This window comes from Pseudolabrys sp. (genome assembly GCF_035943735.1).
Lineage (GTDB): Bacteria > Pseudomonadota > Alphaproteobacteria > Rhizobiales > Xanthobacteraceae > Pseudolabrys.
The window spans coordinates 33951-56250 of record NZ_DASZBV010000017.1; the positions used below are offsets into that span (position 1 = coordinate 33951).

A 22300-nucleotide genomic window follows, 5' to 3' on the forward strand; every position below is an offset into this window, starting at 1 on the left:
GGTTACCCTATATTCGGCAGGATATGAAGGCAGCGCTTATCGCTCCAGCCAGGCGCGGGAAGAGCTGCCGTGCATTCTCGCTCTCAATGTCGCGACGGACGGCGTGCTCCCAGCCATCGAACCGTTCAAATCCCGCGACCAGGGATTTGACGTCCGGCGCCGGGTTGCGGTGGCGCGAAAACGGGAAGTCACCTCCGAAAAGAACGTTGGAAGAATCGGCGAGCTCAATGCCGCGTAGGGCCCGGCGACGCGGTAAGTACGACGACACGCAGAAAAAATCATAGCGAGCTCAATCGGAGCGGTTGAAGTATGAACGCCTCCCAAACGCGTGATGCCGATCCGGTGTTTCGGAAAGACGGCGCGGTTGGTGGGGATTAGGTGCGCGCACACCAAGTCGCTGAATTGCAAAGGCCTCTCAAGATCGAGAAGCGAACCACCCAGCCTGTCAATTGACGTCGTTCGTTGGCGTGGCCTGAGTTCGCGCTCATCATGTCGGCTGAGGCCCCGCTCGCTCCCGTCGTGGGTTGAGAGCTTCAAATCAGCCCTTGGTCGGTGCTTGGTCAGGCCGCAGAGATTTCGGCGTCCACCTCGGGCGTCATGGTCAGCAGGTGCCTTTCCAATTTCTTCAAGAGTCCCTTGAACGTCTTAATCTCCGATGACGTCAGGCCTTTTTCCATGCGCTCTGCCAAGGCGCATGCATACGGCTGAAACCGTCGCATAAACGCCTTCCCGGCAGGCGTCAGGGAGAGCTTCTTGCTGCGGCGGTCGCGAGCGTCCGGAGCTTCCTGAATCAAGCCGCGCGAGATGCAGCTGTAAGCCGCCCGGCTGATCGAGACCGCATCCATGGAGATGCGTTCGCTCACTTCTTTGGCCGAAATGCTTTTGAATCGACTGACCTGGGACATCAGACGCCATTCGCCGACTTTCAGGCCGAATTCGGTGGCGTATTCGGCCTCACAAATTTTGGAGACGCGCCGCGCCACATTGGGCAACCTGTAGAGGAGAAACTCCTCGGTCTCAAACTGGCGTTCGTCGATCACTCAACGGCTCCCTTTTGCCTTTACATGGCCGACACTTGAAAGGCATTGCGTTTTGATCGTTTCTTGTGAAATAATATCATTTGAAAATATTATGTCCAGGATTTTCAAGGGCATACAAAAAAACCGGAGGAACGAACGATGCTTGTAAAACGGCTGGTTCATCTGCTTTCGGCTCTGACCCTCGCCATCCCGCTAGCGGCGCCGGTCTTTGCTCAGGTTCCGAAAGTCGTGCGTATCGTCGTTCCGCTTTCCGCGGGCGGCGGGGCCGACATCATCGCGCGGATCGTCGCCGAGCAGATCAGCCGGGCGAACGGGATCAGTGTGATTGTCGAGAATCGCCCGGGCGCCGGCACTGCGATCGGGACCGATTATGTTGCGCGCGCAGAGCCCGACGGCGCCACATTGTTGATGACCAATCCCGCCTTCCTCATCAATCCGCTCGTGCGGCACCAGAATTACGATGCGTTCAAGGATTTCAAGCCAATCTGCAATATCGTGAACTTCCCGCTGTTCGTCGTTGTCAAGGCCGATTCGCCATTCCACACGCTGGCCGATCTTGTGAATGCTGCACACGCAAAGCCCGGCACCGTCACGTTCGCGAGCGCCGGTCCGGATACCACCACGCACATCGCATTCGAGACGCTGAAGCTTGCGGCCAAGATGAACGTCATCTACGTGCCTTTCCCCGGCACGGCGCCGGCGATCACCGCGCTGCTCGGCGGACATGTCATGGCGGTGTATGCCGACTATACGAGCGCGGCGGAGATGATGAAGAGCGGCGCGATACGCGCGCTTGCTATCGGCTCGGCGCAGCGCTTCAAGGAATTCCCCGATGTGCCGACGGTGATCGAGTCCGGCTACAAGGATTATGACCAGCAGAGCTGGGACGGGTTGCTTGCGCAGGCGAAGACGCCGCCTGCGGTGCTCGAGCAGTTGCGGCGGTTTGCGGGCGATGCTGCCCGTTCCAAGTTCGTGAAGGACAAGCTCGCCCTCCAGGGCTTGCTGCCCGATGGCGCCTGCGGGGTCGATTTCAACGCGATTCTGCAGAAGCAAAACGATCAATACGGCCGGATCATCGGCGCCGCTCATCTGAAGCAATAACAAAGCGGACATGCACCGTTGACCGCCGTAGAGAATGCGGCGGTGCCGGGTTTGCTGGAGAGAACAAGGGTCATGGGCCGAAACGCGACATTCGAAATCAAGGAAGCGACCATTGCGGGTATCCACGCGGCCTACCACAACGGCGCGCTGACGGCGCGTCAGTTGGTCGAGGGCTATCTGGAGCGCATCGAAACCTATGACAAGAAGGGCCCCTCCATCAATGCCGTGATCTCGCTCAACGCCAAGGCACTCGAGGAGGCCGACCGCATCGATGCCACGTTCAGGGCATCGGGCTTTGTCGGCCCGCTGCATGGCATTCCGATGCTGGCGAAGGATCAGATCGACATCGTCGGGATGCCGACGACGCTCGGCTCCGTGCTGTTCAAGGATTACAACCCGGGCCGCGAAGGCTTCGTTGTCAGGAAGCTGCGCGAGGCCGGTGTCATCTTCCTCGGAAAGGTCACGCTCGGAGAACTGGGCGGCGGCGATACGCATGGGTCGTTGTTCGGCTCGACGCGCAACGTGTACGACCTCGAGCGTACGGCCGGCGGCTCGTCGGGGGGCTCGGGCGCCGCTGTATCGGCGAATTTTTGTACGGTCGCGCTCGGGCAGGAGGGCTTCGCCTCGATCCGGCGGCCATCGATCTGGAACGGCATTGCCGGCATGAGGCCGACGATCGGTCTGGTGAGCCGCTCCGGAGTTTATGGCGGCTGGCCGACCATGAACGGTTCGGTTGGGCCGATGGCGCGGACGGTGAGCGATCTCGCGGCCTTGCTCGACGTGATGGTCGGCTACGACCCGGCTGATCCGGCGACGGCGCACGGCGTCGGTCACACCGAAGAAAGCTACGCCAGGGGCCTCGATGCCACAGCACTCAAAGGCGCGCGACTCGGCATCCTGCGTGAGCCGATGGGTTACCACACGGAGCCGGAGTCCGACGATTTCAAGCAGGTGGATGAGGTTTTCAACCGCGCCATCGACGAGCTTCGCGCCGCGGGCGCCGAGATCGTCGATCCGATTGTCATTCCCGATCTGCGGTCGTTGTTGGCGCTCCGCGCGCGGGATGCCGCAAACGACGACGCGATGTTCGAGACCTATCTCAAGGGCGGCGGAAGCCCCTACCGCACACGCCAGGATGTGATCGGCTCCCCTCTGTTCAAGCAGGTGGTGCCCGGATCGCAACGGCGCATCGCGCATGACGATACGCCCGAGCGGCATCATGCCTATATGATCGCGCGCGATACGTTGATGACCAGAATGCTGAAGGTCATGGCGGACAATCGGCTCGACGCGATCGTTCACAAGGCTGTCGAGCACCAGCCGACCTTGATCAAGGACGGATTGAAGCCGCCCTTCGTCAACCAGAAGGGCGCGTCCCATATCAATACGTTCCTGATGTTCGTCCCTTCGGTCGTCGTTCCCGCCGGCTTTACGCGCGACAGCTTGCCGGCCGGCATCACATTCCTCGGCAGGCCTTACGACGACGGCAAGATGATCCGGCTTGCTTACGCCTATGAACAGGCGACGCGCCATCGGCGTCCCCCGAACGCGACACCGTAATTTGCGAGTGTTTCGCATATCGTTGTTCGCTGCCAAGAAAGCTACAAAAATCGTGGCCTTGAATTCTCCAGATCAATGCGGGTGCCTTCTCATTCGAAGCAGCGAACCCACCCACGAGTTGGATGGCAGGTGTGGCAGACCGTAAAGCTGCCTGACGGAATACTGCTGATTTCGGGCGTGATCTCGCACACCACGGTGCTAGTGGAGCATCCGGAACTCGTGGCTCATCGTATTGAGCGCTTCGCCCGAGCCGTCGGCCGCGAGAACATAATCGCGGGCAGCGATTGCGGCTTTGCGACGTTTGCCGGGAGTAAAGAGCTTCGCCCGAGCATCGTCTGGCCCAAATTCGAGTCCCTCGTCGCTGGTGCTCGGATCGCGTCTGAACGGCTTTGGAAGCCTAAAGACGCTTGCCGACAAAAACCCGAATTCCGGCCCTGCGGGAAAAGGGGGCACGAGTGCTACGACGGCCTCGGTGCATAAACATTCCTGAAAAAGCACAAGTATGGAGGTGGTCGAGGACGAAATATGGCGTCTTGTCCCAAAAAAAATATACCTCGCGCTGGGCGTCGGAGAAACCGGGCGCGTAAAGCAAGCAGCGCATCGCGCTCGACTGCTGCGGTTTCCCTCGAAGTTGACCCTGTCTGATGAGCGTGATTTACTGACCTAAAATTGGTACAAGTGCCATGAGTGGCATGACCGCGGGGACATCGTCGGCAATGGCGCATGCCGCACTGGAAGCGTTGCTTGCATTGGCCGATCCTGTGCGTCTCGCGATCCTGATCGCGGGTGTGCTGGTGGGCCTGGTCCTCGGTGTGATCCCCGGCTTGGGCGGCGTGGTCGGACTGACCTTGCTCATTCCCTTCACTTACAAGCTCGACACGTATTCGGCGTTCGCCCTGCTGCTCGGCATGGCGGCCGTGACGACCATTTCCGATCTCATCCCGGCGGTGCTGTTCGGCGTGCCCGGCAGCGTCGGCGCGGCGGCGACCGTGATCGACGGCCACGCGCTGGCGAAGCAGGGGCAGGCCGGTCGGGCCCTCGGGGCGGGCTATACCGCCGCACTGATCGGTGGCGTGCTCGGCGCGCTGCTGCTCGCCGCCGTCATTCCGCTCATCCGTCCGTTCGTTCTGTATATCGGCTCGCCCGAGCTGTTGAGCTTCAGCATCTTCGGCATGTCGATGGTTGCCGTGCTCAGCGGGCGGGCGCCGCTCAAAGGATTCGCCGGCGCTGGTCTCGGCATCATGCTTGCGATGATCGGTTCGGGATCGCCGACGGGCAACGAGCGCTGGACCTTCGGGACCATCTATCTGTGGGACCACTTGCCGCTCATCCCGTTCACGCTCGGGCTTTTCGCGATGCCGGAGCTCGCCGAGATGGCGATCCTGCGCACCAGCATCGCGCGCAATCCGAAGAACCTTGATTTCTCTGTGGCGGCGCAGTGGCAGGGCGCGCGCGACGCGCTGCGCCACTGGTGGCTTGTTCTGCGCTGCGGCTGGCTCGGCGCGCTGCTCGGCACCGTACCGGGGCTCGGCGCCGCCTCCATCGACTGGATCGCCTACGGACACGCCGTCCGCAGCGAGAAGAACGGCAGGTTCGGCGAGGGCGACATTCGCGGTGTGATCGCGCCCGAGGCGTCCAACAATTCGAAGGAAGGCGGCCATCTGGTCACGACCATCGCTTTCGGCGTGCCGTCGGGCGTGTCGATGGCGGTCCTGCTCAGCGCGTTCCTGCTGCACGGCCTCGTGCCCGGTCCCGACATGCTGACCAAGCACCTCGACGTCACGTTCCTCATCATGTGGAGTCTGACGATCGCGCACGTGATCGGCGGCGCGATCTGTCTCGCCGCGAGCGGAGCCTTCGCCCGTCTCGCGCTGGTGCCCGCCGGCAAGCTGGTGCCGATCATCCTGGCCTTGATGTTCCTCAGTGCCTTCCAAGGGTCGCAAAGCTGGGGCGATCTCTATTCGCTGGTCTTTTTCGGCGCTGTCGGCTGGGTGATGAAGCAATTCCACTGGCCGCGGCCGCCGCTGATGCTCGGTTTCGTGCTCGGGTCGGTGTTCGAGCGCAACTACTTCATCTCGACCGAGATCTATGGCTGGCACTGGCTGCTGCGGCCCGGCGTCCTGGTCATCCTTGCCGTGACACTATGGGTCGTTGCGCGGCCGATGCGCGACAATGTCGTCGATATCGCGCGCACGTTTCGCCGCAATCACGGCATCCGTGCGCGCTTCACCTCGTCGGCTGCGTTCAATGCTCTCATCCTGTTCGTTGCGGCGGCGGCCCTCTGGCAAGCGAGCGAATGGCCGTGGCAGGCCCGGCTGGTGCCGGCGACCGCGGTCTATCTGGTGCTGGTGGCTGCGACGCTGAATCTCGCGATAGAGGTGTTTTTCGTCAGGAGCGAAGATGACGAGCCGGCGCATGGCATGGACAGCAGGTTGGCCGCGCCTGTCCCGCTCGCGGCGAGCCTGCGTCACTTCGGCTGGATGGTCTGCTTCCTGATCGTCGCTTACGGCATCGGCCTGCTGCCGGCGCTGTTCCTGCTCATTCTCCTGCACAGCCGGCTCGAATTCCGGCAGCGCTGGCAGACCGCTATCATCTCAGCTGTGCTGGTCACCGCAGTGTCGTGGCTGGTCTTTGACCGCATCTTCGCGGTCGTCTGGCCGCCATCCCTGTTGGGAGACCTCATGTCCGGCAACGGTCCGAATTTTGCATTTGGATGAAGCGTGACAGACGAGTGACCCCCGACTGGAAGGAAACCGAATCATGTCGAAACTAGCCGCCATCGCCGCCGTTGCCGCCGTCTTCTGCCTCGCAGCGCTGCCCTGCACGCCCGCCCGCGCCGAAGATGTTGCTTCCTTCTATCACGGCAACACCGTGCACATGGTGGTCGGGTTCAGCCCGGGCGGGGGTTACGATCTTTATGCGCGGGTTGTGGCGAAGTACATCGGCAAGCACATTCCCGGCGAGCCGACCGTTGTCACGCAGAATATGGCCGGAGCGGGATCGCTGCGCGCGGCGATATATCTCTATTCGGTCGCGCCCAAGGACGGCACCGCGATCGGCATGTTCTCGCGCGGCATGCCGCTGTCGCCGCTGTTCAAGCTGCCCGGCGCCACCTTCGACCCGGCCAAGTTCACCTGGCTCGGCAGCGTCGCCAAGGACACGATCACCTGCATTTCATGGAAGACCTCGGCGGTGAAGAGTTGGCCGGATCTCTTCAAGAACGAATACAAGGCCGGCGGCGAGGGCAAGGGTGCGGATCCGGACGTCTACGCCACGCTCATCAAGAATTCACTGGGCGCCAAGGTCAAATTGGTGACCGGTTATCCCGGCAGTTCGAACATCTCACTGGCGATGGAGCGTGGTGAAGTCGACGGCATGTGCGGCATCTCCTACAGCACGCTGGCGAGCAAGCACGCCGACTGGCTGAAGAACAAGGACGTCAATATCCTCGTGCAAGGCGCGCTCGAGCCCGATCCGGCTTTGCCCAAGGTGCCGTTCATGCTCGACCTCGCGAAATCAAAAGAGCAGAAGCAGATTCTTCAGCTCACTCTGGCGCCGCAGGCGATGGCGCGGCCGTTCGTCGCGCCGCCGGGTGTGCCCGCCGATCGCGCCAAGGCCTTGCAGACCGCCTTCATGGAGACGATGAAGGACCCCGACTTCCTCGCCGAAGCCAAGAAATTGCATCTCGACGTTTCGCCGATGAGCGGCGAGCAACTCGCCGATCTGCTTAAGAGGTTGTACGCGACACCGGCGCCGCTGGTGCAGGAGGCGCGCAGCGCGCTGGGCTACTAAGCGCGCGCGGGACTTCAGCGAACAAGGCGTTCTTCGGCAATTCCATCAGGCGATGGCAAGGGAGCCGCCGTCCATGCGCCGAGGCGCAAAAAAGTAGGCATGTCACACGTAGCCGCATGACCGTGAGCGAAGACCAGGAACCCGCCGCGTATGTCGGGCCGATCGGCGCCTCCTTGCCGCGGATCGAAGATCTGCCGCTGCTGACCGGCAAAGGGCGCTATCTCGACGACATCCGCATGCCGGGCGTGCGCCATGTCGCTGTGGTGCGCAGTGGCATGGCGCATGCGGTCCTCCGCGCCGTTGAGACGCGCGCGGCCGCCGGCGTTCCCGGCGTACAGGCTGTCTTCACGATTGCCGATCTGATGCCAATGCTGCGCAGCGCCCGCATGCCGCTCGGCGCGATGGGCGCGGGCAAGCAGGGCACCAACACGCCCTTCGTGCTGGCGCGCGACGAGGTGGCCTATGTCGGCGAGCCAATCGCGCTGGTGGTCGCGGAGAGCCGCTATTGCGCCGAGGACGCCGCCGCGCTCATCGAGGTCGAGTACGAAGCGCTTGAAGCGGTGCATGATGCGCGTTCGGCGATTCTGCCCGGCTCCCCCTGCGCCCGCCGCGAACTTTCGTCGAACGTGCTCGACACGATGAAGGTCGGCTACGGGGAGGTCGACGCTGCCTTCGACAGGGCAGCGCACGTCTTCGCCGACGAACTGCTGCAGCATCGCGGCTGCGGCCAGGCGATGGAAGGCCGTGGCGTCCTCGTCGAGCCCCGCGCCGCCGACGGTAGTCTCTGCGTCTGGTCATCGACGCAGATGCCGAACGATCTACACAATATGCTTGCGGAGGCGCTCGGTCTCGACGACGGCCTCTTACGCGTGATCACGCCGGACGTAGGCGGCGGCTTCGGCCCGAAGTATTGCATCTATCCTGAAGAGATCGCGGTCGCGGCGGCGGCGCGGCTACTCGGCGTGCCGCTGAAATGGACCGAGGATCGACGCGAAAGCTTCCTGAGCGCGGTGCAGGAGCGCGACCAATATTGGAGCCTGGAGGTTGCGGTCGACGCCGAGGCGCGGCTACTCGGCATTCGCGGGCGTCTGCTGCACGACCAGGGTGCCTATGCGCCGAAGCCGGTGAACCTTCCCTACAATTCCGCGACCGCAATGACGGGCCCTTACGTCGTGCCGGCCTATGCCATGGATGTGGTCGTCGCGCACACCAACAAGGTGCCGGTCTCGTCGGTGCGTGGCGCCGGCTATCCGCAGGCTGTCTTTGCCATGGAGCGGATGCTGGATCTCGTGGCAACCAGGCTCGGGCTCGACCGCGCCGAGGTGCGGCGACGCAATCTCATCCCGCCCGAGAAGATGCCGTACGAAAAGCCGCTCAAGGTGCGCTCTGGCACCGGCATCGTCTACGATAGCGGCGACTATGTCGGAGCGCAGGCGAAGACGCTCGCGGCAGCCGACTGGGATGGCTTCCCCGCGCGCAAGGCCGCGGCGCTGGCGCAAGGGCGCTACATCGGCATCGGTCTTGCGAATGCGGTGAAGGGCACTGGCCGCGGTCCGTTCGAAAGCGGCACGGTCAAGGTGAGCGCGTCGGGTCAGGTGACGATTTTCACCGGCGCGGTGGCGATGGGGCAGGGGCTTGCCAGCGCGCTGGCGCAGATCGCCGCGCAGGAGCTCGGCGTTTCTCCTGACCGGATCAACGTCGTCGCGGGCGACACGGCGACCTCGCCTCTAGGGCTGGGCGGCTTCGCCAGCAGGCAGCTCGTGACGGCGGGCTCGTCGGTGCATCTCGCAGCGAAGGCCGTCTCGGCGAAAGCGAAGCGCCTTGCCAGTCATCTCATGGATATAGACGAGGCCGCGCTCGATCTTGTCGACGGGCGGGTTTCCGTGCGCGGCGGCAACAACAGCGTCTCGCTCGGCGAGCTCGCCGGCATTCTGCGCGGCGCGCCGGGCTACGGCTTTCCCGCCGATCTCGAGCCGGGCCTCTCCGCCGCCATGCACTGGCGCAGCGATGCGCTGGCTTACGCCAATGCCTGCCACGTCGTCGAGGTCGAGGTCGATGTCGCGCTGTGTCATGTTCGTATCGAACGTTACGTCGCCTTCCACGATTCCGGGCGGCGCATCAATCCGATGATCGTCGATGGCCAGGTCGTCGGCGGTATCGTGCACGGCATCGGCAACGCGCTCTACGAGCTGATGGCCTATGACGAGGCGGCGCAGCCGCTGACGACGACCTTGGCCGACTACCTGTTGCCGACCGCGGCGGTGGTGCCGGAGATCGAGCGTCTCTACGAAGAGACGCCGTCGCCGATCAATCCGCTTGGCGCCAAGGGCGTCGGCGAAGCCGGGACGATCCCGGCCGCCGCCGCCATTCTCTCTGCCGTCGAGGATGCGCTCTCCCCGTTCGCTATCCGCATCTCGCGCACGCCGATGACGCCGGACGTGTTGTTCGAGGTCATCCGAAGCACGCTAGCGAAATCCGATTTCGACATCTAGGAAGTGACCCAATGAGCAAACTGAGCCTGACGCTAGCCTGCGGCAACTATGAAATCGTGCGCGCCCTCAAGGAAGGCGCCGTGCAGCCGGAGGGGATCGACCTCAACATCCTCACCGACATGGATTCGACCACGCGCCATTGGCGCTTCCTGCGTCAGGAGCAATTCGACGTCGCCGAGGTGTCGATCTCGTCCTATATCGTGTCGCGCGACCGTGGGATGCCCTTTCGTTCCATCCCGGTGTTTCTGCATCGCCGCTTTCGTCACGGCTTCATCTTCATCAACACCACGAAGGGCATCACCAAGCCGACCGATCTCATTGGCCGTCGCGTCGGCGTGAAGTCGTACCAGGTGAGCGCCATCCTGTGGCTGCGCGGCATGCTCGAGCACGAGTACGGCGTGCCGCACAAATCGATTGAATGGTTCTCCGAGCTTGACGAGGATGTCGAGTTCACGCCGCCGGAAGGCCTGCGGCTGACCAAGATTGCGGACGACAAGTCGATCGAGACGATGCTGGCCGAAGGCGAGATCGACGCGCTGCTGCACCCGGACATAATCGATCCGATCCTCGACAAGGATCCGCGCGTCGGCCTTCTCTTTCCCGACTACAAGGCGGAAGAGATCGCCTATTACAAGAAGACGGGTATCTTCCCGATCATGCACACGATGGGATTCAAGGCCGAGCTGGTCGAGCGCTTTCCATGGATCGTGCCGAACCTCTACAAGGCCTTCGAGGAGGCGAAGGCGATCGCGATGAAGCGGCTGTTCAATCCGCGCGTTGTGCCGCTGGCCTGGTACCAGAACGCGTGGGAGGAGCAGGAGGAAGTGCTCGGCAAGGATCCGTGGCAGTACGGGATGACGCCGCTCAACGTCAAGAACCTGGAGACCGTGGTCGGCTATTCGCACGAGCAAGGCCTGATCAAGCGCCGCATTCCGCTCGACGAACTGTTCCTCAGCGTCTCGGAAGGCCGCAAACGCGGCCATTTCCGCGCCTAAATGTGGTGTCTGAGGAGGTTCATCCAGGCTAACGGCAAGCTCACCCTCGCCCGCGGGCCGCTACCAGCGAGAATGTCCCGAAGAGCTCATCCATCTCGATATGAGTAAGCTCGTCCGTGACGTGTCGGCCCAGCACGGCTGGGCGAAGTACTCGATGTTGAACCTACTTGATAGCGATCCCGGCCTTTGCGACGACCTCGCGCCACATCACGGTTTCGTCGGTCATACGCTTCTGAAGCATGGCGGCGCCATCGGCGGCGACCTCAACCCCGGCGGTGCGAAGACGCTCGCGGATGTCGGGCGCGGTCAGCGCGTCGATTGCGGCGCGTTCGAGCCCGGCGCGGATTGGCGCGGGCGTTGCGCTCGGCGCAAGGAGGGCGAACCAGGCGCTGGTATCGAAGCCTGGCAGTCCAGACTCCGCGAGCGTTGGAACATCGGGCAACTGCGGCGCACGCTGTGATGTAGTGACGGCAAGCGCGCGGAGCTTGCCCGATCGGATAAACTGGAGGACCGAGGGCAGGTTGTCGAACATGATCTGCACCTGCGCCGACAGCAGGTCCTGAACGGCGGGCGCGCTGCCCTTATAGGGCACATGCAGAATGTCGACCCGAGCGCGCTGCTTGAAAAGTTCTCCGGTCATCTGCCCGTTGGAGCCCACGCCTTGGGAGGCGTACGAAAGGCGCCCGGGTTTGGACTTCGCGAGAGCAATCAAGGAGGTTACGTCGGCCACAGGAAGCGATTGGTTGACGACAAGCACATTTGCGACCACTCCGGTACGCGTAATCGGTGCAAGATCGCGTGAGACGTCGTAGGACAGTTTTGGGTAGAATAGAGGGTTAATTGTAAGCGCGCTCGATGCCACAGCCAGGAGAGTATGGCCATCAGGCGTCGAGCTGGTCACCGCGTTTACACCGATGCCGCCATTGGCGCCCGGCTTGTTCTCGACAATGACAGGCTTATCCCAGCGCTCATGAAGCTTCTGCGCGAGAATACGGGCTATGATGTCGCTGGTACCTCCGGCCTGATACGGCGAGACGATTGCTACGGTTCGCGAAGGAAAACCGCTGGCTTGAATCGACGCTTGGGCGTTGGCGGGACCTCCTCCAAGAGGCGCGCCAAGGCCGAGGGCGGCCAAGCCACCGAGAAATGCGCGTCGGCCGATGGCAACATCGATGTCGACGGCTCCGCTACCAGGGCAGAACCGCGAAGAGTGTCGATCATCGCTCATCCTCTCATCTCCGTTCTCACATTACCTTATCGGCTGATGTCTGAAGCCCCTCTGATATCTTAGTGGGCATCGCGTTCGTCGGTGTACCAGTCGGGCTTGTGCGGATAGTGCGGGCCGTCATAGATCTCGACGACCACGGTGTCCTCGCGGGCGATGGCCGGGCCATGCACGTGCCCTTTGGGATTGCAGTAGAAGCTGCCGGGCGTGAGCGTGACGCCAGTTGATGTGTATTCATATTTTCCTTGCAGGCAGAACATGAATTGGTTTGAGGCGTGATAGTGCGGGGCAGGGATGCCGGAGCCTTTGTCGAACCTGATGAGCGCTATCGAGGCGCCGGTGTCGTCGTTGCGCCATAGCATCTTCTCGTGCACGCCTTCGAGCGATTTTGCCCGCCATGGCATGCCTTCTGACTGGATCAGAATTTCCTGCAGATCGGGGGCGCCTTCGGGAAGCTGTGTCATGAAAGTCTCGCTGTTTTACTGTTGCGTCCAGGATACAAGACGTGCGCCGAACACGTGCTCGGCATTGGTCTTACGAATTTTGAATGTCTGCTCGCGGGTGAGGTGGCCGAGGTCGTGGTCGGCCGATGCTGCTCCCATCGGGAAGGGCCAGTCGCTGCCGAGCAGAATGCGGTCGTCGCCGACGATTTCGATGACCGCAGCAAGAAACGCAGGCGAATGGACAATGCTGTCGACAAAAAAGCGTCGAATTGCGTCGCGCGGCTCAAGCGGGAGCGGTGGAATGCCGGGTCGGTTCGTCGTCGCGCCCAGTTGCCAGCGCCCGCACAGAGCGGCGATACAGCCGCCGCCATGCGCCAGGATGATTTTGAGGTCGGGGAAGCGGTGCATCACGCCGGCAAAGACGAGATTGGCTGCGGCAATCGTGGTTTCGACTGGATTACCCAGGAGGTTAGTCAGGTAAAACGGATCAAGCCGCGGGTCTGGTGACGAGCCAGGATGAATAAAGAGCGGCAGCTTTTTGTCGCTTAACGTCTGCCACAACGAATCGTATTGCTCGGAGGCATAAGACAGCGGTCCGAGCTCGGTGCCGGCCACGGCGCCGGCCCACTGGCCGTCGAGGTTGGCCGCAATTCTGGCCGCGAGCTCGGGCTCTTCGACAGGCAGATAGGCGAATGGGCGCAGCGGCGTATGCGTATGGCAGGCGGCGAGAAGGCTGTCGTTGACGAGATGCGTGTAGCTTAGGCGATCCGCGGATGAGAGATCGGGACGAAACAGCGGTGGGGGCACCGACACCACGGCGCCGTCCAGCCCGTCGCGCTCGACGCGGTCCACCAGCGCATTGATGTTGGCCAGCGGATGCAGCGGCACGCCATGCGAACAGATATGCAGCGTCTTCGAGGCCGTCTTCATGCCGAACCGGCCCTTCTCGGCCGCGGCGATGATCGCCAGAGGGATGACGTGAGTGTGGACGTCCCACCCTCCCAATGCGGCTGCTTTCTGCATCCTCGTCCGCCTCACACAATTACATTCATGTCGCGGCCCAAGTGACCGATTTCATCTCGACCAGCCGGGACAAGTAGGTGACATTCGACCTATTGGTCAGTTGGTGTACTTCGCGCATATCATTGATAAACACGTAAGTACCGGCCGGCTCTTCAGTGGCCATCTTGCGGCCGGAGATCGTCTCAATTTCATTGGACCCGCCGCTCAGCGAGATGACGAGATAGGGATGGTAGTGAATGTGAAACCCAAGCGTTTCGCCAGGCTCCAGCTTTACCTCCCACATTCGAACAAATTCGTTCTCAAGCAGGATACTGTCGCCGATGGCGCGAAGCTTGATGCCGCGATCGGTAGCGGCCTTTAACCCGTATTTATCGTCCATGGCAGGGCTCCGGCCTAAGGAATAACGGCGATCGCGTTGATCTCGATCAGGTAGTCAGGTGACGTCATCTTATTGATCTCGACCATGGTCGATGCCGGCAATGGCTCCTTAAAATATTGCGCGCGTACTTTGTGGATTGCCTCAAAGTGCTCCATGTTGCGCACATAGACATCGACCCGGCAGATATCCTCCATTGTGCCACCGGCTGCCTCGATCGCCGCCTTCACATTCTCGCAAACCTGACGGGTTTGTTCGGTGATATCGCCGATGCCCGCGATGCTGCCATCCGGTCGCCGCGCGGTCATTCCGGAGATGAAGACGAACCGGCCGGTGGCTTCGATTGCCGTCGCATGTGAAAATACGCCATTTGGCTGGCGCAGCTTCGGACTCTTGATTTGCACCTTAGGCATGAGGCCCTTCCTTGGTCGTGTTCCGTAGGGGATTGTTCGGCACCCCGAGCTCATTGGCGAGACGGGTCAGCATTATCGAGACAGCAGAATCGAGCTTGACCTTGCCCTTGGCGGCTTGGTGTCGCCGCCACTCCGGCTCGCCAGGTATGAAGAGGTGCTCGACCCCGGCCGCACGTTTGCCGTTCCGTATGCGCTCTGCCGCGGCAGCCACTTGCTGGCGGAACCAACCGACATCGCAGAAATGCGCGACATCGACGGCGATGAAGAGATGCGAGCAGTCGTATGGCACGGCGAAGTCGCCATAGAGCGGTTGTACCTGGGGGCCGAAGGCGCCATGGGAGAGCAGGCCGCACATAAGATCGATCATGAACGATAGGCCAAAACCCTTGGCGCCGCTGGCCGGCAGTAGCATCCCGGCAATGGCCTCGGTTGGGTTGGTCGTGGGCTCGCCGTTCACCGTTACGGCCCAGTTCAGCGGGATTGCTTCTTTGGCCTTTTCGGCCATGCGGATCTTGCCCATGGCCGCCTCGCTGGTGGCCATGTCAAGCACCACCGGAATTTCTCCCGCCGTCGGCAGCGCGATCGCCAGCGGGTTATTGCCCACCACGCGCTCGGCCCCGCCCGGAGCAGGCATCAGAGGCCGCGTATTGCACATGGCGATTCCGATGCAGCCAGCCTGCGCCGCCTGCCTCGCGTAGCGTCCGGCCGTTCCGAAGTGAAAGCCATGTCGCACCGTCACGATTCCCGTGGCGAATTGATTGGCCTTCTCCACCGCGATCGTCATTGCTTGACGCCCGGTGAGGTGCCCGAGCGCGTGGCCTGCATCGAGGACCACGGCCCCGTTGCGCTCCGAGACAACGGCCGCGCTTGTGTTGCGCAAGACGGAGCCCTTACGCAGTCGGTCGATGTACATATCGGCGAGCATCACACCATGCGACGACAGCCCGTCGAGATCCGCCTCGACGAGACCGCCGGCAACCTCGGACGCAGCGTGGTCGGGCAAGCCAGCCGCGACGAACAGGCGGGAGACGAAGTCAATGAGCTCGTTTGCGGCAACGGAGCTCGCAGTTGTGCGACCCTGTGCACTCATCGCAACCGCTTTCGGCCGGTCGAGCGAGCCTCGCCGGTGGCCTGAGCCGCAGCAAGCGACATGGCGACCTTGTCCAAGGTCCGCGTGATGTGAACGCAATTAAGCTCAATCGCCCGTTCCGTCTCTCGATTGAGTGCGGCGCGCATCAATTGCTTGTGCTCTGTGACATCGTCGCGCAGCGGTCCGCTCGACATGATCGAGAGTGCGACGTAGCGGTCCGCCTGTTCGAATAGTCGTCCGCGGATCGCCATCATTGTTGGTGAGCCGCATGCGGCGACCAAGGCTGCGTGGAAATCGGCGTGCTCACGGCTCCAAGCCTCGCTGATAGCGTCTGGTTTGGTTGGGTCGACTTTGCTCTGCCGCGACAGGCGATGGAACGCGCCCAGCAGATTGGCCTCCCACTCGACGCCGCCTTTCTCGATCGACCAGCGCAGCGCGATTGTCTCTATTTCTATGCGGGTGCGCATCAAATCTAGCAGGTTCGAGTTCGAAACCTCAGAGACTCGGAAGCCCTTGTTCTGCTCCAACTCGACCAAGCCTTCGGCCTCGAGTCGCATCAAGGCTTCGCGGATCGGACTTGTCCCCATCCCGTATCGCTCTCGCAGGGCCTCGACGCGCAAACGCTCGTTTGGCATCAGGCGGCAGGCGATGATGTCCGAGCGCAATTGCGACAGCGCCGAAGCGTTCAGCGTCTGCCCGGAAGGGGTCTTGGCGAGTGTTTGTTGCATTGCAACTCCTGAAGCGGTCGCGATGGAGACAGCTCCTGCACGACTGGAGATACGACAGACGAAAACGGCAATCAACGGATTTTCGAAAATCTGTTGACCCTTCGATATTGAGGGTGGCAGGATATGGGGTGGGTCAGGGGGTCTTGCATCGCCGGCCCGCGGGGCATCGACGCTGGAGGGAGAACGGCAATGGCACGTTTGAACGGATTGGTACTGACCGCGATCTCCGCCCTGACTTTGATCTCGGCGCTGCCCCGGGGCGCCGCGGCGGAGGACAAGCCGCTTACCAAGATTACGTTTTCGCTCGATTTCATCCCATTGGGCCGCCATGCACCCTGGTATGCGGCGATCGCCGAGGGCTACTTCAAGCAGGAGGGGCTCGATGTCTCGATCATCCCCTCACAAGGTACGGCGCAGACAATTCAGTCGATTGAGGCTGGCACAGCGCAGCTAGGTTTTACCGACGTCCCGAGCCTGGTGCTCGCCCGTGCGAACGGCGCAAAAGTGAAAATGGTCGCCGTCAATTACGAGAAAGCGCCTTACGCAATCTTTAGTCTGAACACCGGCGCGAACGTAACGCAAATAAAGCAGCTTGAGGGTCTGACGCTCGGTAGCGGCGCCGGCAGTTTCACGCCGAAGGTCATTGCCGGGTTCATGACCCAGCACGGCCTTGATCCGAAGAAGCTAACAATTTCCAACGTCGCGCCGCCGGCGCGCGCGAGTGCTCTGCTCTCGGGCCAGGTGCCGTCGATCGAGTTCTTCGTAATGGCGAAGCCGGGACTGGAGGCGGCGGCGAAGGCAAAGGGCGCGGAGCTCCGCACCTTCCTGCTCGCCGACCACGGACTGACCCTCTATTCAAACGGCATCGTCGCCAGTGACGACTATCTGGCGAAAAATCCCGAGATCGTTAGGCGTTTCGTGCGCGCAAGCCTGCGCGGCTGGCAATTTGCGCTGAAAGATCCAAAGAAAGCAGCGGAAGACCAGGCGAAGTTCGTGCCCAGCCTCGATCCGGCCAAGAGCGTTGCCGAAATCGCCGTGGTGAAAGACCTTGCCGTGACGCCGTATGTCGAAAAGCACGGTCTCGGCTCGTTCGATCCCGCCGAGATGAAGTCGAGTCTCGATTTCATGGTGAAATACGTGGGCGTCACGAATGCGCCTGCGGCAACCGATCTCTACGCCACGGGCTTCCTGCCCGCCAAGCCCGTGAAGCCCTAACGTTTCGGACGTAATGCAGCAAACTCAGCCAACGGAGCGGCGTCTGATCGACGTTGCGCCGGCATTCGGTCACTTCAAGGACGTCCGGCAGGAGTATCGGCTGCCGTCGCGTGCGGACTTGGTGGCGATCGAGAACATCTCGTTCGACCTTAGGGCAGGGTCGCTCGTGAGCCTGTTGGGGCCTAGCGGCTGCGGCAAGACGACTTTCCTCAAGATCGTCGGCGGCCTGATCCGCGCCAGTAGTGGCGTTATCCAGATTAACGGCGAGGATGTTCACGGGCCGCACGCTGATTTCGGGATGGCATTCCAACAGCCAAACCTCATGCCGTGGCGAAGCGTGCTGAAGAACGTGCTGTTCCCGATGGAACTGCGGGGCGACACGGGAACGCGAGTGACGCGGCGGGCTCGCGACCTACTGGAGTTGGTCGGGCTCGAAGGCTTCGAAGACCATTATCCCGCGCAACTCTCCGGCGGAATGCAGCAGCGGGTTGCGCTCTGTCGTGCACTCGTCCATGAACCGAAGCTGTTGTTGATGGACGAACCGTTCGGTGCGCTGGACGAGCTGACCCGCATGGAAATGCAGGATCTGCTGCTTAATATTCGCGCCAAGACGAACGCAACGATCGTGTTCGTGACGCACAGCATTGCTGAGGCTGCGTATCTTTCCGACGTTATAGTCGTTTTCTCAAAGCGTCCTGCAGTGATCGCGGACTACATCGACGTATCGTTGCCGTATCCGCGCACGGCGGAAATCCGCTACTCTGTCGAGTTCACCGAGCTTGAACATCGCGCCGGCCGTGCCTTGGGGATCACGCGATGATCGGATCTGCGCACCGGCTGCTTTATCCCCTTATCGGTTTCGCGGTGATCATTGTCCTTTGGCAGGGGTATGTCGACGTCGCGCATGTGAGCAAGATTGTTTTGCCGAGCCCGATGGATATCCTGCATGCATCCTGGCAGCGGTCAGACTTGCTCGTGCGCGAGACCGTGCCGACGATGCTGGAGAGCCTTTACGGTTTTGCGCTCGCAATCGTAATCGGTATTCCGTTGGCGGTCTGTGTCGTGAGCTCGCGGGTTCTTAATCTCACGATGTATCCAATCCTGATCGCTACTCAGTCTGTCCCGAAAGTTGCCGTCGCCCCGATTATTCTGGTTTGGTTCGGCCTGGGGATGCAATCGAAGCTAGCTATTGCATTCCTCGTCGCATTCTTCCCCATTGTAGTTGACACGGCGACTGGCCTGCAGGCGACGCCGCCCGGGCTCCTAGAACTGGCGCGCTCACTGCGGGCATCCCGTTGGCAGACATTCTGGAAGGTGCAGTTTCCAGCGGCGATGCCCTTCATCTTTTCTGGAGCGAAGGTGGCCGTCACTTTGGCTGTAATTGGTGCCGTCATTGGAGAGTTCGTGGGCTCGATCAACGGCCTAGGAAATCTGCTTTTGTCAGCGAATTCGCAGCTGGACGGACCGCTGGCCTGGGCGGCGCTCGTCTGGCTGAGCGCGCTCGGTATCGCGCTCTTTCTCGGCGTAGTTTTGGCTGAGCGCCTGCTGATGCCTTGGGCTGAAGCGGGCCATCATTAGTGCCGCGCTTATCGGTCGATCAGCTTTGAGGGGGAATGATTAGCTCCCTGTTATCGGCTCCGGCTTGCCTGTTCCCGTGAGTCATTTTCCCTGATCTAGGGAATAGGGAATGTGGCTATAATCCGATGATTCGCCGCGTCAAAAGATGCTGGGTTGGCCATGGCCGGCTGTGATCTCGGCCCCCGTCGCCGATCCTGCCGGCGTTCCTCCTCTCCCTGTCGCTTGCGTGCCTGTTCCTCCCGCTCGCGCTTCCACTCGATGAGGATGGGCCCGGCCGCGGTCACGAGTTCATATTCGCGGGTGGCAGTTGATGCCCGATGGACTTGAGCGTGAAGGGCCGTCCGAAGGCCATCGTGCGACGCTTGGTGCGAATCATCGCGCCAAGCCATATAATGCGCGCCGCTGCAGATGTTCCCGCACGTCGGAAACCAGCGGTCCAACCGCTTCCACTGCCGCCCCGAGTTGCGCGGCCGGCCTTCCCAATTCGCGAACCCAATGGCGCATTTCGGCCGGCGCATCGACGTCAATTCGGGTGCGGTCGATCGGGCCAAGCAGACGAGCGTCGTTGGGCGTGATGGTGGGGTTGGCGGTCATCGCGGCTCCTGAAGATGTCGCGCCCGGCGGGGTCGGGAGAAAAGGCGTGTGCTTTTGCGCTTATTGATACAACCTGAGCCGAATCGTTGCGCAAGTCGAGCAAATACTGGGTCATGGTTGGTGCTATTTATCGCCCGTGTTTGCCAGCTACCCTCGCAAAGCGGGTAAAGCATCGCCATATAAGGGCGATCCACCCATCTGCAGCGCGACGCACGCGGGAGGCGCTCTAACCGAAAGGGCTGCCATGACCTCGCTCGAGACCGACATCCTTCATGCGAAGGAGGCCGCGCAACGCGAGCGCAGTCTCCGGACGCTGGCCGACAACGTGCGGTGGCTCGACGAACACCGCGGGCAGACCGTGCATCCCCAAGCGTCGACGTTGCAATCGGAGCTCACGCAGCAGGCGTCGGAGCCGAAGATCGAGGCCCACGGAGCGGCGACGTGCTCCAGCGCTTGCCCAGCCGGCGAGCCCGCGCAACCAGCAGAACAAGGGCAACAATAATGTGGCCCTGGCAGCGGCTGGCGAATGCGACTCATGCTCGGGTGACATTTCCGAACCAAAGCCGCAGCTATGACGCGTCTCTCCGCGCCGTCCGGTTCTGGGGTTACGACCGCTCGATGGAGAATTCGTTCTTCGTAACGTCTGAGGCGTTGCGGCGAATCGAGCCTGAACTGCAAGCAGACGAAGCGAGCATCCTGCGGGCATTCGACGGCAATCGTGCGCGAATCTACCAGGCTGCGGCCAGGGTCTATGCGCGAGGACGCAGGAGCGTCTACGACCTTGTCGCGGGCGACTTCTAATTTGCGACAGAACAAACAGGATTTCAGATGCAAAAACACAAACATGATGACGAGCCAAAAGACGCCGAGACGGGGAAAGCCCGCAAGCTGTCCGCCAACGCCAGGCCCATCGACGGCTTCGCTCTCGTGGTGGACGGAAAATTCAAAACGCAGTTCGAAACCTCCGACGCCGCGATGGCTGCGGGCACGAAGCTCAAACAGAGATACCCGGTTATCCGGATCGCGATCTTCGATGCAGTGGAGCGCAGCTACGCGACGGTGGAATTGACCGAAATCGCGGCCAAGCCAGGTAGCGACTGACAAGTATAATCCTCGCTGCGCCTTGCGAATTGACGGTCGAACGCAATCCTGGCGGATTTAAATTGCAAAGGCGTGCGACGTCCCTAAACGTCATCGGCGCCGACGAATCCGCACGAAATGAAATATTCAATCATAATCTAAAAAGACTACCGCCGCCCTGATCCGGAAGGCGCAGCTCACGGAAGCAACTGTCAGGGTCTGGCCCGTTTCCCGGACGATGATACGAGATCGCTTTCAGTAACTACGCGCTCATGTTTTTCCGAGGGACTCTTGATGCGATAGGACGGATCGCCCGGCTCTCGCTCCGAGATCGGGACAAGGTAGCGGATTTCGTACGGCCCTGGCGCACAGGGACGAAGCACCTTCGGCTCAAGCTCAACGAGCTGGCCTACACAGAAGTGATGAGTCATCAGGCTGATACTTTCGTGTTTATGAGTGGGCGCTACCGGCCACCATAGCTTCCGTCGTCTTTGGCTTTCGGTGGTATGCAGAGCGTATGCCTCCATGTGGCATTATATATGGATGCGATCGTGCCGGATTGCGAGCCTGCGCGCCCGCGAATAGCGGGCAATTTGTTACTTAACACTCATCAGTCGACTTCCAAGGAATTAAGGCGCAAGCTGATCGGTCGCTCAGGCGTTCGCGCCGCTTAAAGACAATGGCGCAGGTTCGGGCTCGTCTCGCAGGCCGAGCGAAAGGTCGACATGTCAACCGTGACGCTATCGAAGGAGGCGCCATATGTAGATCTCAACGATGGCCTAGTGCTGGCGCAGGCCGTTGTCGATACCATGCGCGACCCGCTTTTGGTGCTCGACCACGATCTTCGCGTCATCGCTGCCGGGCGTTCCTTCTGCCAGACCTTTCGGCTCGTGCGTGAGGATGTCCGCGGCCACCTGCTGTATGAGATCGACGGCGGGCAATGGAATATCCCGGAGCTCCGCGAATTGTTGGAGGCGATCTCGAACGGTCAATCAGCCATCGAGGGCTACGAGGTCGAGCTCGAATTCCCGACCATCGGTCATCGTATCATGCTGCTCAATGCCCGTAAGGTCTTCTATGAGGCGGGTGCCCACAGCTCGGTGCTCCTGGCATTCGAAGACGTTACCGATCGGCGTGCGGTCGAGCGGCAAGTACAGGATTTGATGCGTGAAAAGGACATGCTGTTGGAGGAGATTCAACACCGCGTTGCCAATAGCCTGCAAATCGTCGCCAGTATCCTTATTCTCAAGGCGAGAGCCGTTCAATCGGAGGAAACGCGGCTGCAGTTAGAAGATGCGCATCGGCGTGTCTTGTCGATTGCTGCGGTTCAGAAGCATCTGCATGTCTCCGGTGGTGGTAAGCCGATCGAAGTGTCCGGCTACCTGGTCAAGCTTTGCGAAACGTTGGCTCAATCGATGATCGGTGACAGTCGGCCTATCTCGCTCACGGTCGAAGCCGACGCAGGTGCGATGACCTCGCACGACGCTGTCAACGTCGGACTAATAGTCACCGAATTGGTAATGAATGCGCTGAAACATGCTTTCCCGCTATGAAG

22 protein-coding genes are annotated in these 22300 nt (G+C 61.4%); 13 read left to right on the forward strand and 9 right to left on the reverse strand.

Going from position 1 to position 22300, the window contains the following annotated elements; genetic code table 11:
• Nucleotides 1-560 precede the first annotated feature (560 nt).
• On the reverse strand, nucleotides 561-1040 hold the full coding sequence (locus VGV41_RS11260; RefSeq protein ID WP_326863929.1) for a MarR family winged helix-turn-helix transcriptional regulator: 480 nt from the start codon (nucleotides 1038-1040) through the stop codon (nucleotides 561-563).
• Nucleotides 1041-1178: 138 nt separating this feature from the next.
• On the opposite strand from VGV41_RS11260, the gene VGV41_RS11265 reads away from it, so the two are divergent.
• The 6 genes from VGV41_RS11265 to VGV41_RS11290 all read left to right on the forward strand — a co-directional run bounded on the left by VGV41_RS11265 (nucleotide 1179) and on the right by VGV41_RS11290 (nucleotide 10980).
• Nucleotides 1179-2141, forward strand: coding sequence for a tripartite tricarboxylate transporter substrate binding protein (locus VGV41_RS11265; RefSeq protein WP_326863930.1), 963 nt, complete (start codon nucleotides 1179-1181; stop codon nucleotides 2139-2141).
• Between the two features lie 72 nt (nucleotides 2142-2213).
• On the forward strand, nucleotides 2214-3701 hold the full coding sequence (locus VGV41_RS11270; RefSeq protein WP_326863931.1) for an amidase family protein: 1488 nt from the start codon (nucleotides 2214-2216) through the stop codon (nucleotides 3699-3701).
• Nucleotides 3702-4384: 683 nt separating this feature from the next.
• Complete coding sequence (locus tag VGV41_RS11275; protein ID WP_326863932.1) at nucleotides 4385-6418, forward strand: tripartite tricarboxylate transporter permease; 2034 nt, start codon at nucleotides 4385-4387, stop codon at nucleotides 6416-6418.
• Between the two features lie 43 nt (nucleotides 6419-6461).
• Complete coding sequence (locus VGV41_RS11280; protein ID WP_326863933.1) at nucleotides 6462-7493, forward strand: Bug family tripartite tricarboxylate transporter substrate binding protein; 1032 nt, start codon at nucleotides 6462-6464, stop codon at nucleotides 7491-7493.
• Between the two features lie 116 nt (nucleotides 7494-7609).
• Nucleotides 7610-9985, forward strand: coding sequence for a xanthine dehydrogenase family protein molybdopterin-binding subunit (locus tag VGV41_RS11285; RefSeq protein WP_326863934.1), 2376 nt, complete (start codon nucleotides 7610-7612; stop codon nucleotides 9983-9985).
• Nucleotides 9986-9996: 11 nt separating this feature from the next.
• Nucleotides 9997-10980 carry an ABC transporter substrate-binding protein gene (locus VGV41_RS11290; RefSeq protein ID WP_326863935.1) on the forward strand — a complete coding sequence of 328 codons (984 nt, stop codon included), beginning with the start codon at nucleotides 9997-9999 and terminating at the stop codon, nucleotides 10978-10980.
• Between the two features lie 163 nt (nucleotides 10981-11143).
• Here VGV41_RS11290 and VGV41_RS11295 read toward each other — a convergent pair whose 3' ends face one another.
• From VGV41_RS11295 to VGV41_RS11325, 7 genes are read right to left on the reverse strand one after another with little or no spacing between them, the layout of a single operon-like run.
• Nucleotides 11144-12208, reverse strand: coding sequence for a tripartite tricarboxylate transporter substrate binding protein (locus VGV41_RS11295; protein ID WP_326863936.1), 1065 nt, complete (start codon nucleotides 12206-12208; stop codon nucleotides 11144-11146).
• A gap of 59 nt (nucleotides 12209-12267) precedes the next feature.
• Nucleotides 12268-12669, reverse strand: a complete 402-nt coding sequence (locus VGV41_RS11300; RefSeq protein ID WP_326863937.1) for a cupin domain-containing protein — start codon at nucleotides 12667-12669, stop codon at nucleotides 12268-12270.
• Between the two features lie 15 nt (nucleotides 12670-12684).
• Nucleotides 12685-13671 (reverse strand): amidohydrolase family protein, encoded by a 987-nt coding sequence (locus VGV41_RS11305; RefSeq protein ID WP_326863938.1) that lies wholly within the window; start codon nucleotides 13669-13671, stop codon nucleotides 12685-12687.
• A gap of 25 nt (nucleotides 13672-13696) precedes the next feature.
• Nucleotides 13697-14050 carry a hypothetical protein gene (locus tag VGV41_RS11310; protein WP_326863939.1) on the reverse strand — a complete coding sequence of 118 codons (354 nt, stop codon included), beginning with the start codon at nucleotides 14048-14050 and terminating at the stop codon, nucleotides 13697-13699.
• A gap of 14 nt (nucleotides 14051-14064) precedes the next feature.
• Nucleotides 14065-14460 carry a RidA family protein gene (locus VGV41_RS11315; RefSeq protein ID WP_326863940.1) on the reverse strand — a complete coding sequence of 132 codons (396 nt, stop codon included), beginning with the start codon at nucleotides 14458-14460 and terminating at the stop codon, nucleotides 14065-14067.
• Nucleotides 14453-15550: an Ldh family oxidoreductase gene (locus VGV41_RS11320; RefSeq protein WP_326863941.1), complete on the reverse strand. Its 1098-nt coding sequence runs from the start codon at nucleotides 15548-15550 to the stop codon at nucleotides 14453-14455. The genes VGV41_RS11315 and VGV41_RS11320 overlap by 8 nt, the downstream gene beginning before the upstream one ends.
• Nucleotides 15547-16278, reverse strand: a complete 732-nt coding sequence (locus VGV41_RS11325) for a GntR family transcriptional regulator (RefSeq protein ID WP_326863942.1) — start codon at nucleotides 16276-16278, stop codon at nucleotides 15547-15549. Before VGV41_RS11325 ends, VGV41_RS11320 begins: the two co-directional genes overlap by 4 nt.
• Nucleotides 16279-16467: 189 nt before the next feature.
• Here VGV41_RS11325 and VGV41_RS11330 point away from each other — a divergent pair, with 189 nt between their 5' ends.
• The 3 genes from VGV41_RS11330 to VGV41_RS11340 are packed head-to-tail and all read left to right on the forward strand — an operon-like array spanning nucleotide 16468 to nucleotide 19071.
• Nucleotides 16468-17493, forward strand: a complete 1026-nt coding sequence (locus tag VGV41_RS11330; protein WP_326863943.1) for an ABC transporter substrate-binding protein — start codon at nucleotides 16468-16470, stop codon at nucleotides 17491-17493.
• Between the two features lie 13 nt (nucleotides 17494-17506).
• A complete protein-coding gene (locus VGV41_RS11335; protein WP_326863944.1) occupies nucleotides 17507-18313 on the forward strand; it encodes an ABC transporter ATP-binding protein in 807 nt (268 codons plus the stop codon).
• Nucleotides 18310-19071, forward strand: coding sequence for an ABC transporter permease (locus tag VGV41_RS11340; RefSeq protein WP_326863945.1), 762 nt, complete (start codon nucleotides 18310-18312; stop codon nucleotides 19069-19071). Before VGV41_RS11335 ends, VGV41_RS11340 begins: the two co-directional genes overlap by 4 nt.
• Before the next feature lie 372 nt (nucleotides 19072-19443).
• Here the strand turns inward: VGV41_RS11340 and VGV41_RS11345 are convergent, their stop codons facing one another.
• Nucleotides 19444-19665 carry a DUF3606 domain-containing protein gene (locus VGV41_RS11345; protein WP_326863946.1) on the reverse strand — a complete coding sequence of 74 codons (222 nt, stop codon included), beginning with the start codon at nucleotides 19663-19665 and terminating at the stop codon, nucleotides 19444-19446.
• Nucleotides 19666-19909: 244 nt separating this feature from the next.
• On the opposite strand from VGV41_RS11345, the gene VGV41_RS11350 reads away from it, so the two are divergent.
• The 4 genes from VGV41_RS11350 to VGV41_RS11365 all read left to right on the forward strand — a co-directional run bounded on the left by VGV41_RS11350 (nucleotide 19910) and on the right by VGV41_RS11365 (nucleotide 22298).
• A complete protein-coding gene (locus tag VGV41_RS11350) occupies nucleotides 19910-20167 on the forward strand; it encodes a hypothetical protein (protein ID WP_326863947.1) in 258 nt (85 codons plus the stop codon).
• Nucleotides 20167-20466, forward strand: a complete 300-nt coding sequence (locus VGV41_RS11355; RefSeq protein ID WP_326863948.1) for a DUF1488 domain-containing protein — start codon at nucleotides 20167-20169, stop codon at nucleotides 20464-20466. The genes VGV41_RS11350 and VGV41_RS11355 overlap by 1 nt, the downstream gene beginning before the upstream one ends.
• Nucleotides 20467-20493: 27 nt before the next feature.
• Nucleotides 20494-20766, forward strand: coding sequence for a hypothetical protein (locus VGV41_RS11360; protein ID WP_326863949.1), 273 nt, complete (start codon nucleotides 20494-20496; stop codon nucleotides 20764-20766).
• Nucleotides 20767-21470: 704 nt separating this feature from the next.
• Nucleotides 21471-22298, forward strand: a complete 828-nt coding sequence (locus VGV41_RS11365) for a sensor histidine kinase (RefSeq protein WP_326863950.1) — start codon at nucleotides 21471-21473, stop codon at nucleotides 22296-22298.
• Nucleotides 22299-22300: the final 2 nt, after the last annotated feature.

Bases quoted from the DNA above. Each gene is read 5' to 3' on its own strand.
- VGV41_RS11325 (WP_326863942.1), bottom strand. From the start codon at position 16,278: ATGCAACAAACACTCGCCAAGACCCCTTCCGGGCAGACGCTGAACGCT.
- VGV41_RS11315 (WP_326863940.1), bottom strand. From the start codon at position 14,460: ATGCCTAAGGTGCAAATCAAGAGTCCGAAGCTGCGCCAGCCAAATGGC.
- VGV41_RS11340 (WP_326863945.1), top strand. From the start codon at position 18,310: ATGATCGGATCTGCGCACCGGCTGCTTTATCCCCTTATCGGTTTCGCG.
- VGV41_RS11320 (WP_326863941.1), bottom strand. From the start codon at position 15,550: ATGAGTGCACAGGGTCGCACAACTGCGAGCTCCGTTGCCGCAAACGAG.
- VGV41_RS11365 (WP_326863950.1), top strand. From the start codon at position 21,471: ATGTCAACCGTGACGCTATCGAAGGAGGCGCCATATGTAGATCTCAAC.
- VGV41_RS11335 (WP_326863944.1), top strand. From the start codon at position 17,507: ATGCAGCAAACTCAGCCAACGGAGCGGCGTCTGATCGACGTTGCGCCG.
- VGV41_RS11300 (WP_326863937.1), bottom strand. From the start codon at position 12,669: ATGACACAGCTTCCCGAAGGCGCCCCCGATCTGCAGGAAATTCTGATC.
- VGV41_RS11290 (WP_326863935.1), top strand. From the start codon at position 9,997: ATGAGCAAACTGAGCCTGACGCTAGCCTGCGGCAACTATGAAATCGTG.
- VGV41_RS11265 (WP_326863930.1), top strand. From the start codon at position 1,179: ATGCTTGTAAAACGGCTGGTTCATCTGCTTTCGGCTCTGACCCTCGCC.
- VGV41_RS11350 (WP_326863947.1), top strand. From the start codon at position 19,910: ATGACCTCGCTCGAGACCGACATCCTTCATGCGAAGGAGGCCGCGCAA.
- VGV41_RS11305 (WP_326863938.1), bottom strand. From the start codon at position 13,671: ATGCAGAAAGCAGCCGCATTGGGAGGGTGGGACGTCCACACTCACGTC.
- VGV41_RS11360 (WP_326863949.1), top strand. From the start codon at position 20,494: ATGCAAAAACACAAACATGATGACGAGCCAAAAGACGCCGAGACGGGG.
- VGV41_RS11310 (WP_326863939.1), bottom strand. From the start codon at position 14,050: ATGGACGATAAATACGGGTTAAAGGCCGCTACCGATCGCGGCATCAAG.
- VGV41_RS11285 (WP_326863934.1), top strand. From the start codon at position 7,610: ATGACCGTGAGCGAAGACCAGGAACCCGCCGCGTATGTCGGGCCGATC.
- VGV41_RS11295 (WP_326863936.1), bottom strand. From the start codon at position 12,208: ATGAGCGATGATCGACACTCTTCGCGGTTCTGCCCTGGTAGCGGAGCC.
- VGV41_RS11280 (WP_326863933.1), top strand. From the start codon at position 6,462: ATGTCGAAACTAGCCGCCATCGCCGCCGTTGCCGCCGTCTTCTGCCTC.
- VGV41_RS11330 (WP_326863943.1), top strand. From the start codon at position 16,468: ATGGCACGTTTGAACGGATTGGTACTGACCGCGATCTCCGCCCTGACT.
- VGV41_RS11345 (WP_326863946.1), bottom strand. From the start codon at position 19,665: ATGACCGCCAACCCCACCATCACGCCCAACGACGCTCGTCTGCTTGGC.
- VGV41_RS11275 (WP_326863932.1), top strand. From the start codon at position 4,385: ATGAGTGGCATGACCGCGGGGACATCGTCGGCAATGGCGCATGCCGCA.
- VGV41_RS11355 (WP_326863948.1), top strand. From the start codon at position 20,167: ATGTGGCCCTGGCAGCGGCTGGCGAATGCGACTCATGCTCGGGTGACA.
- VGV41_RS11270 (WP_326863931.1), top strand. From the start codon at position 2,214: ATGGGCCGAAACGCGACATTCGAAATCAAGGAAGCGACCATTGCGGGT.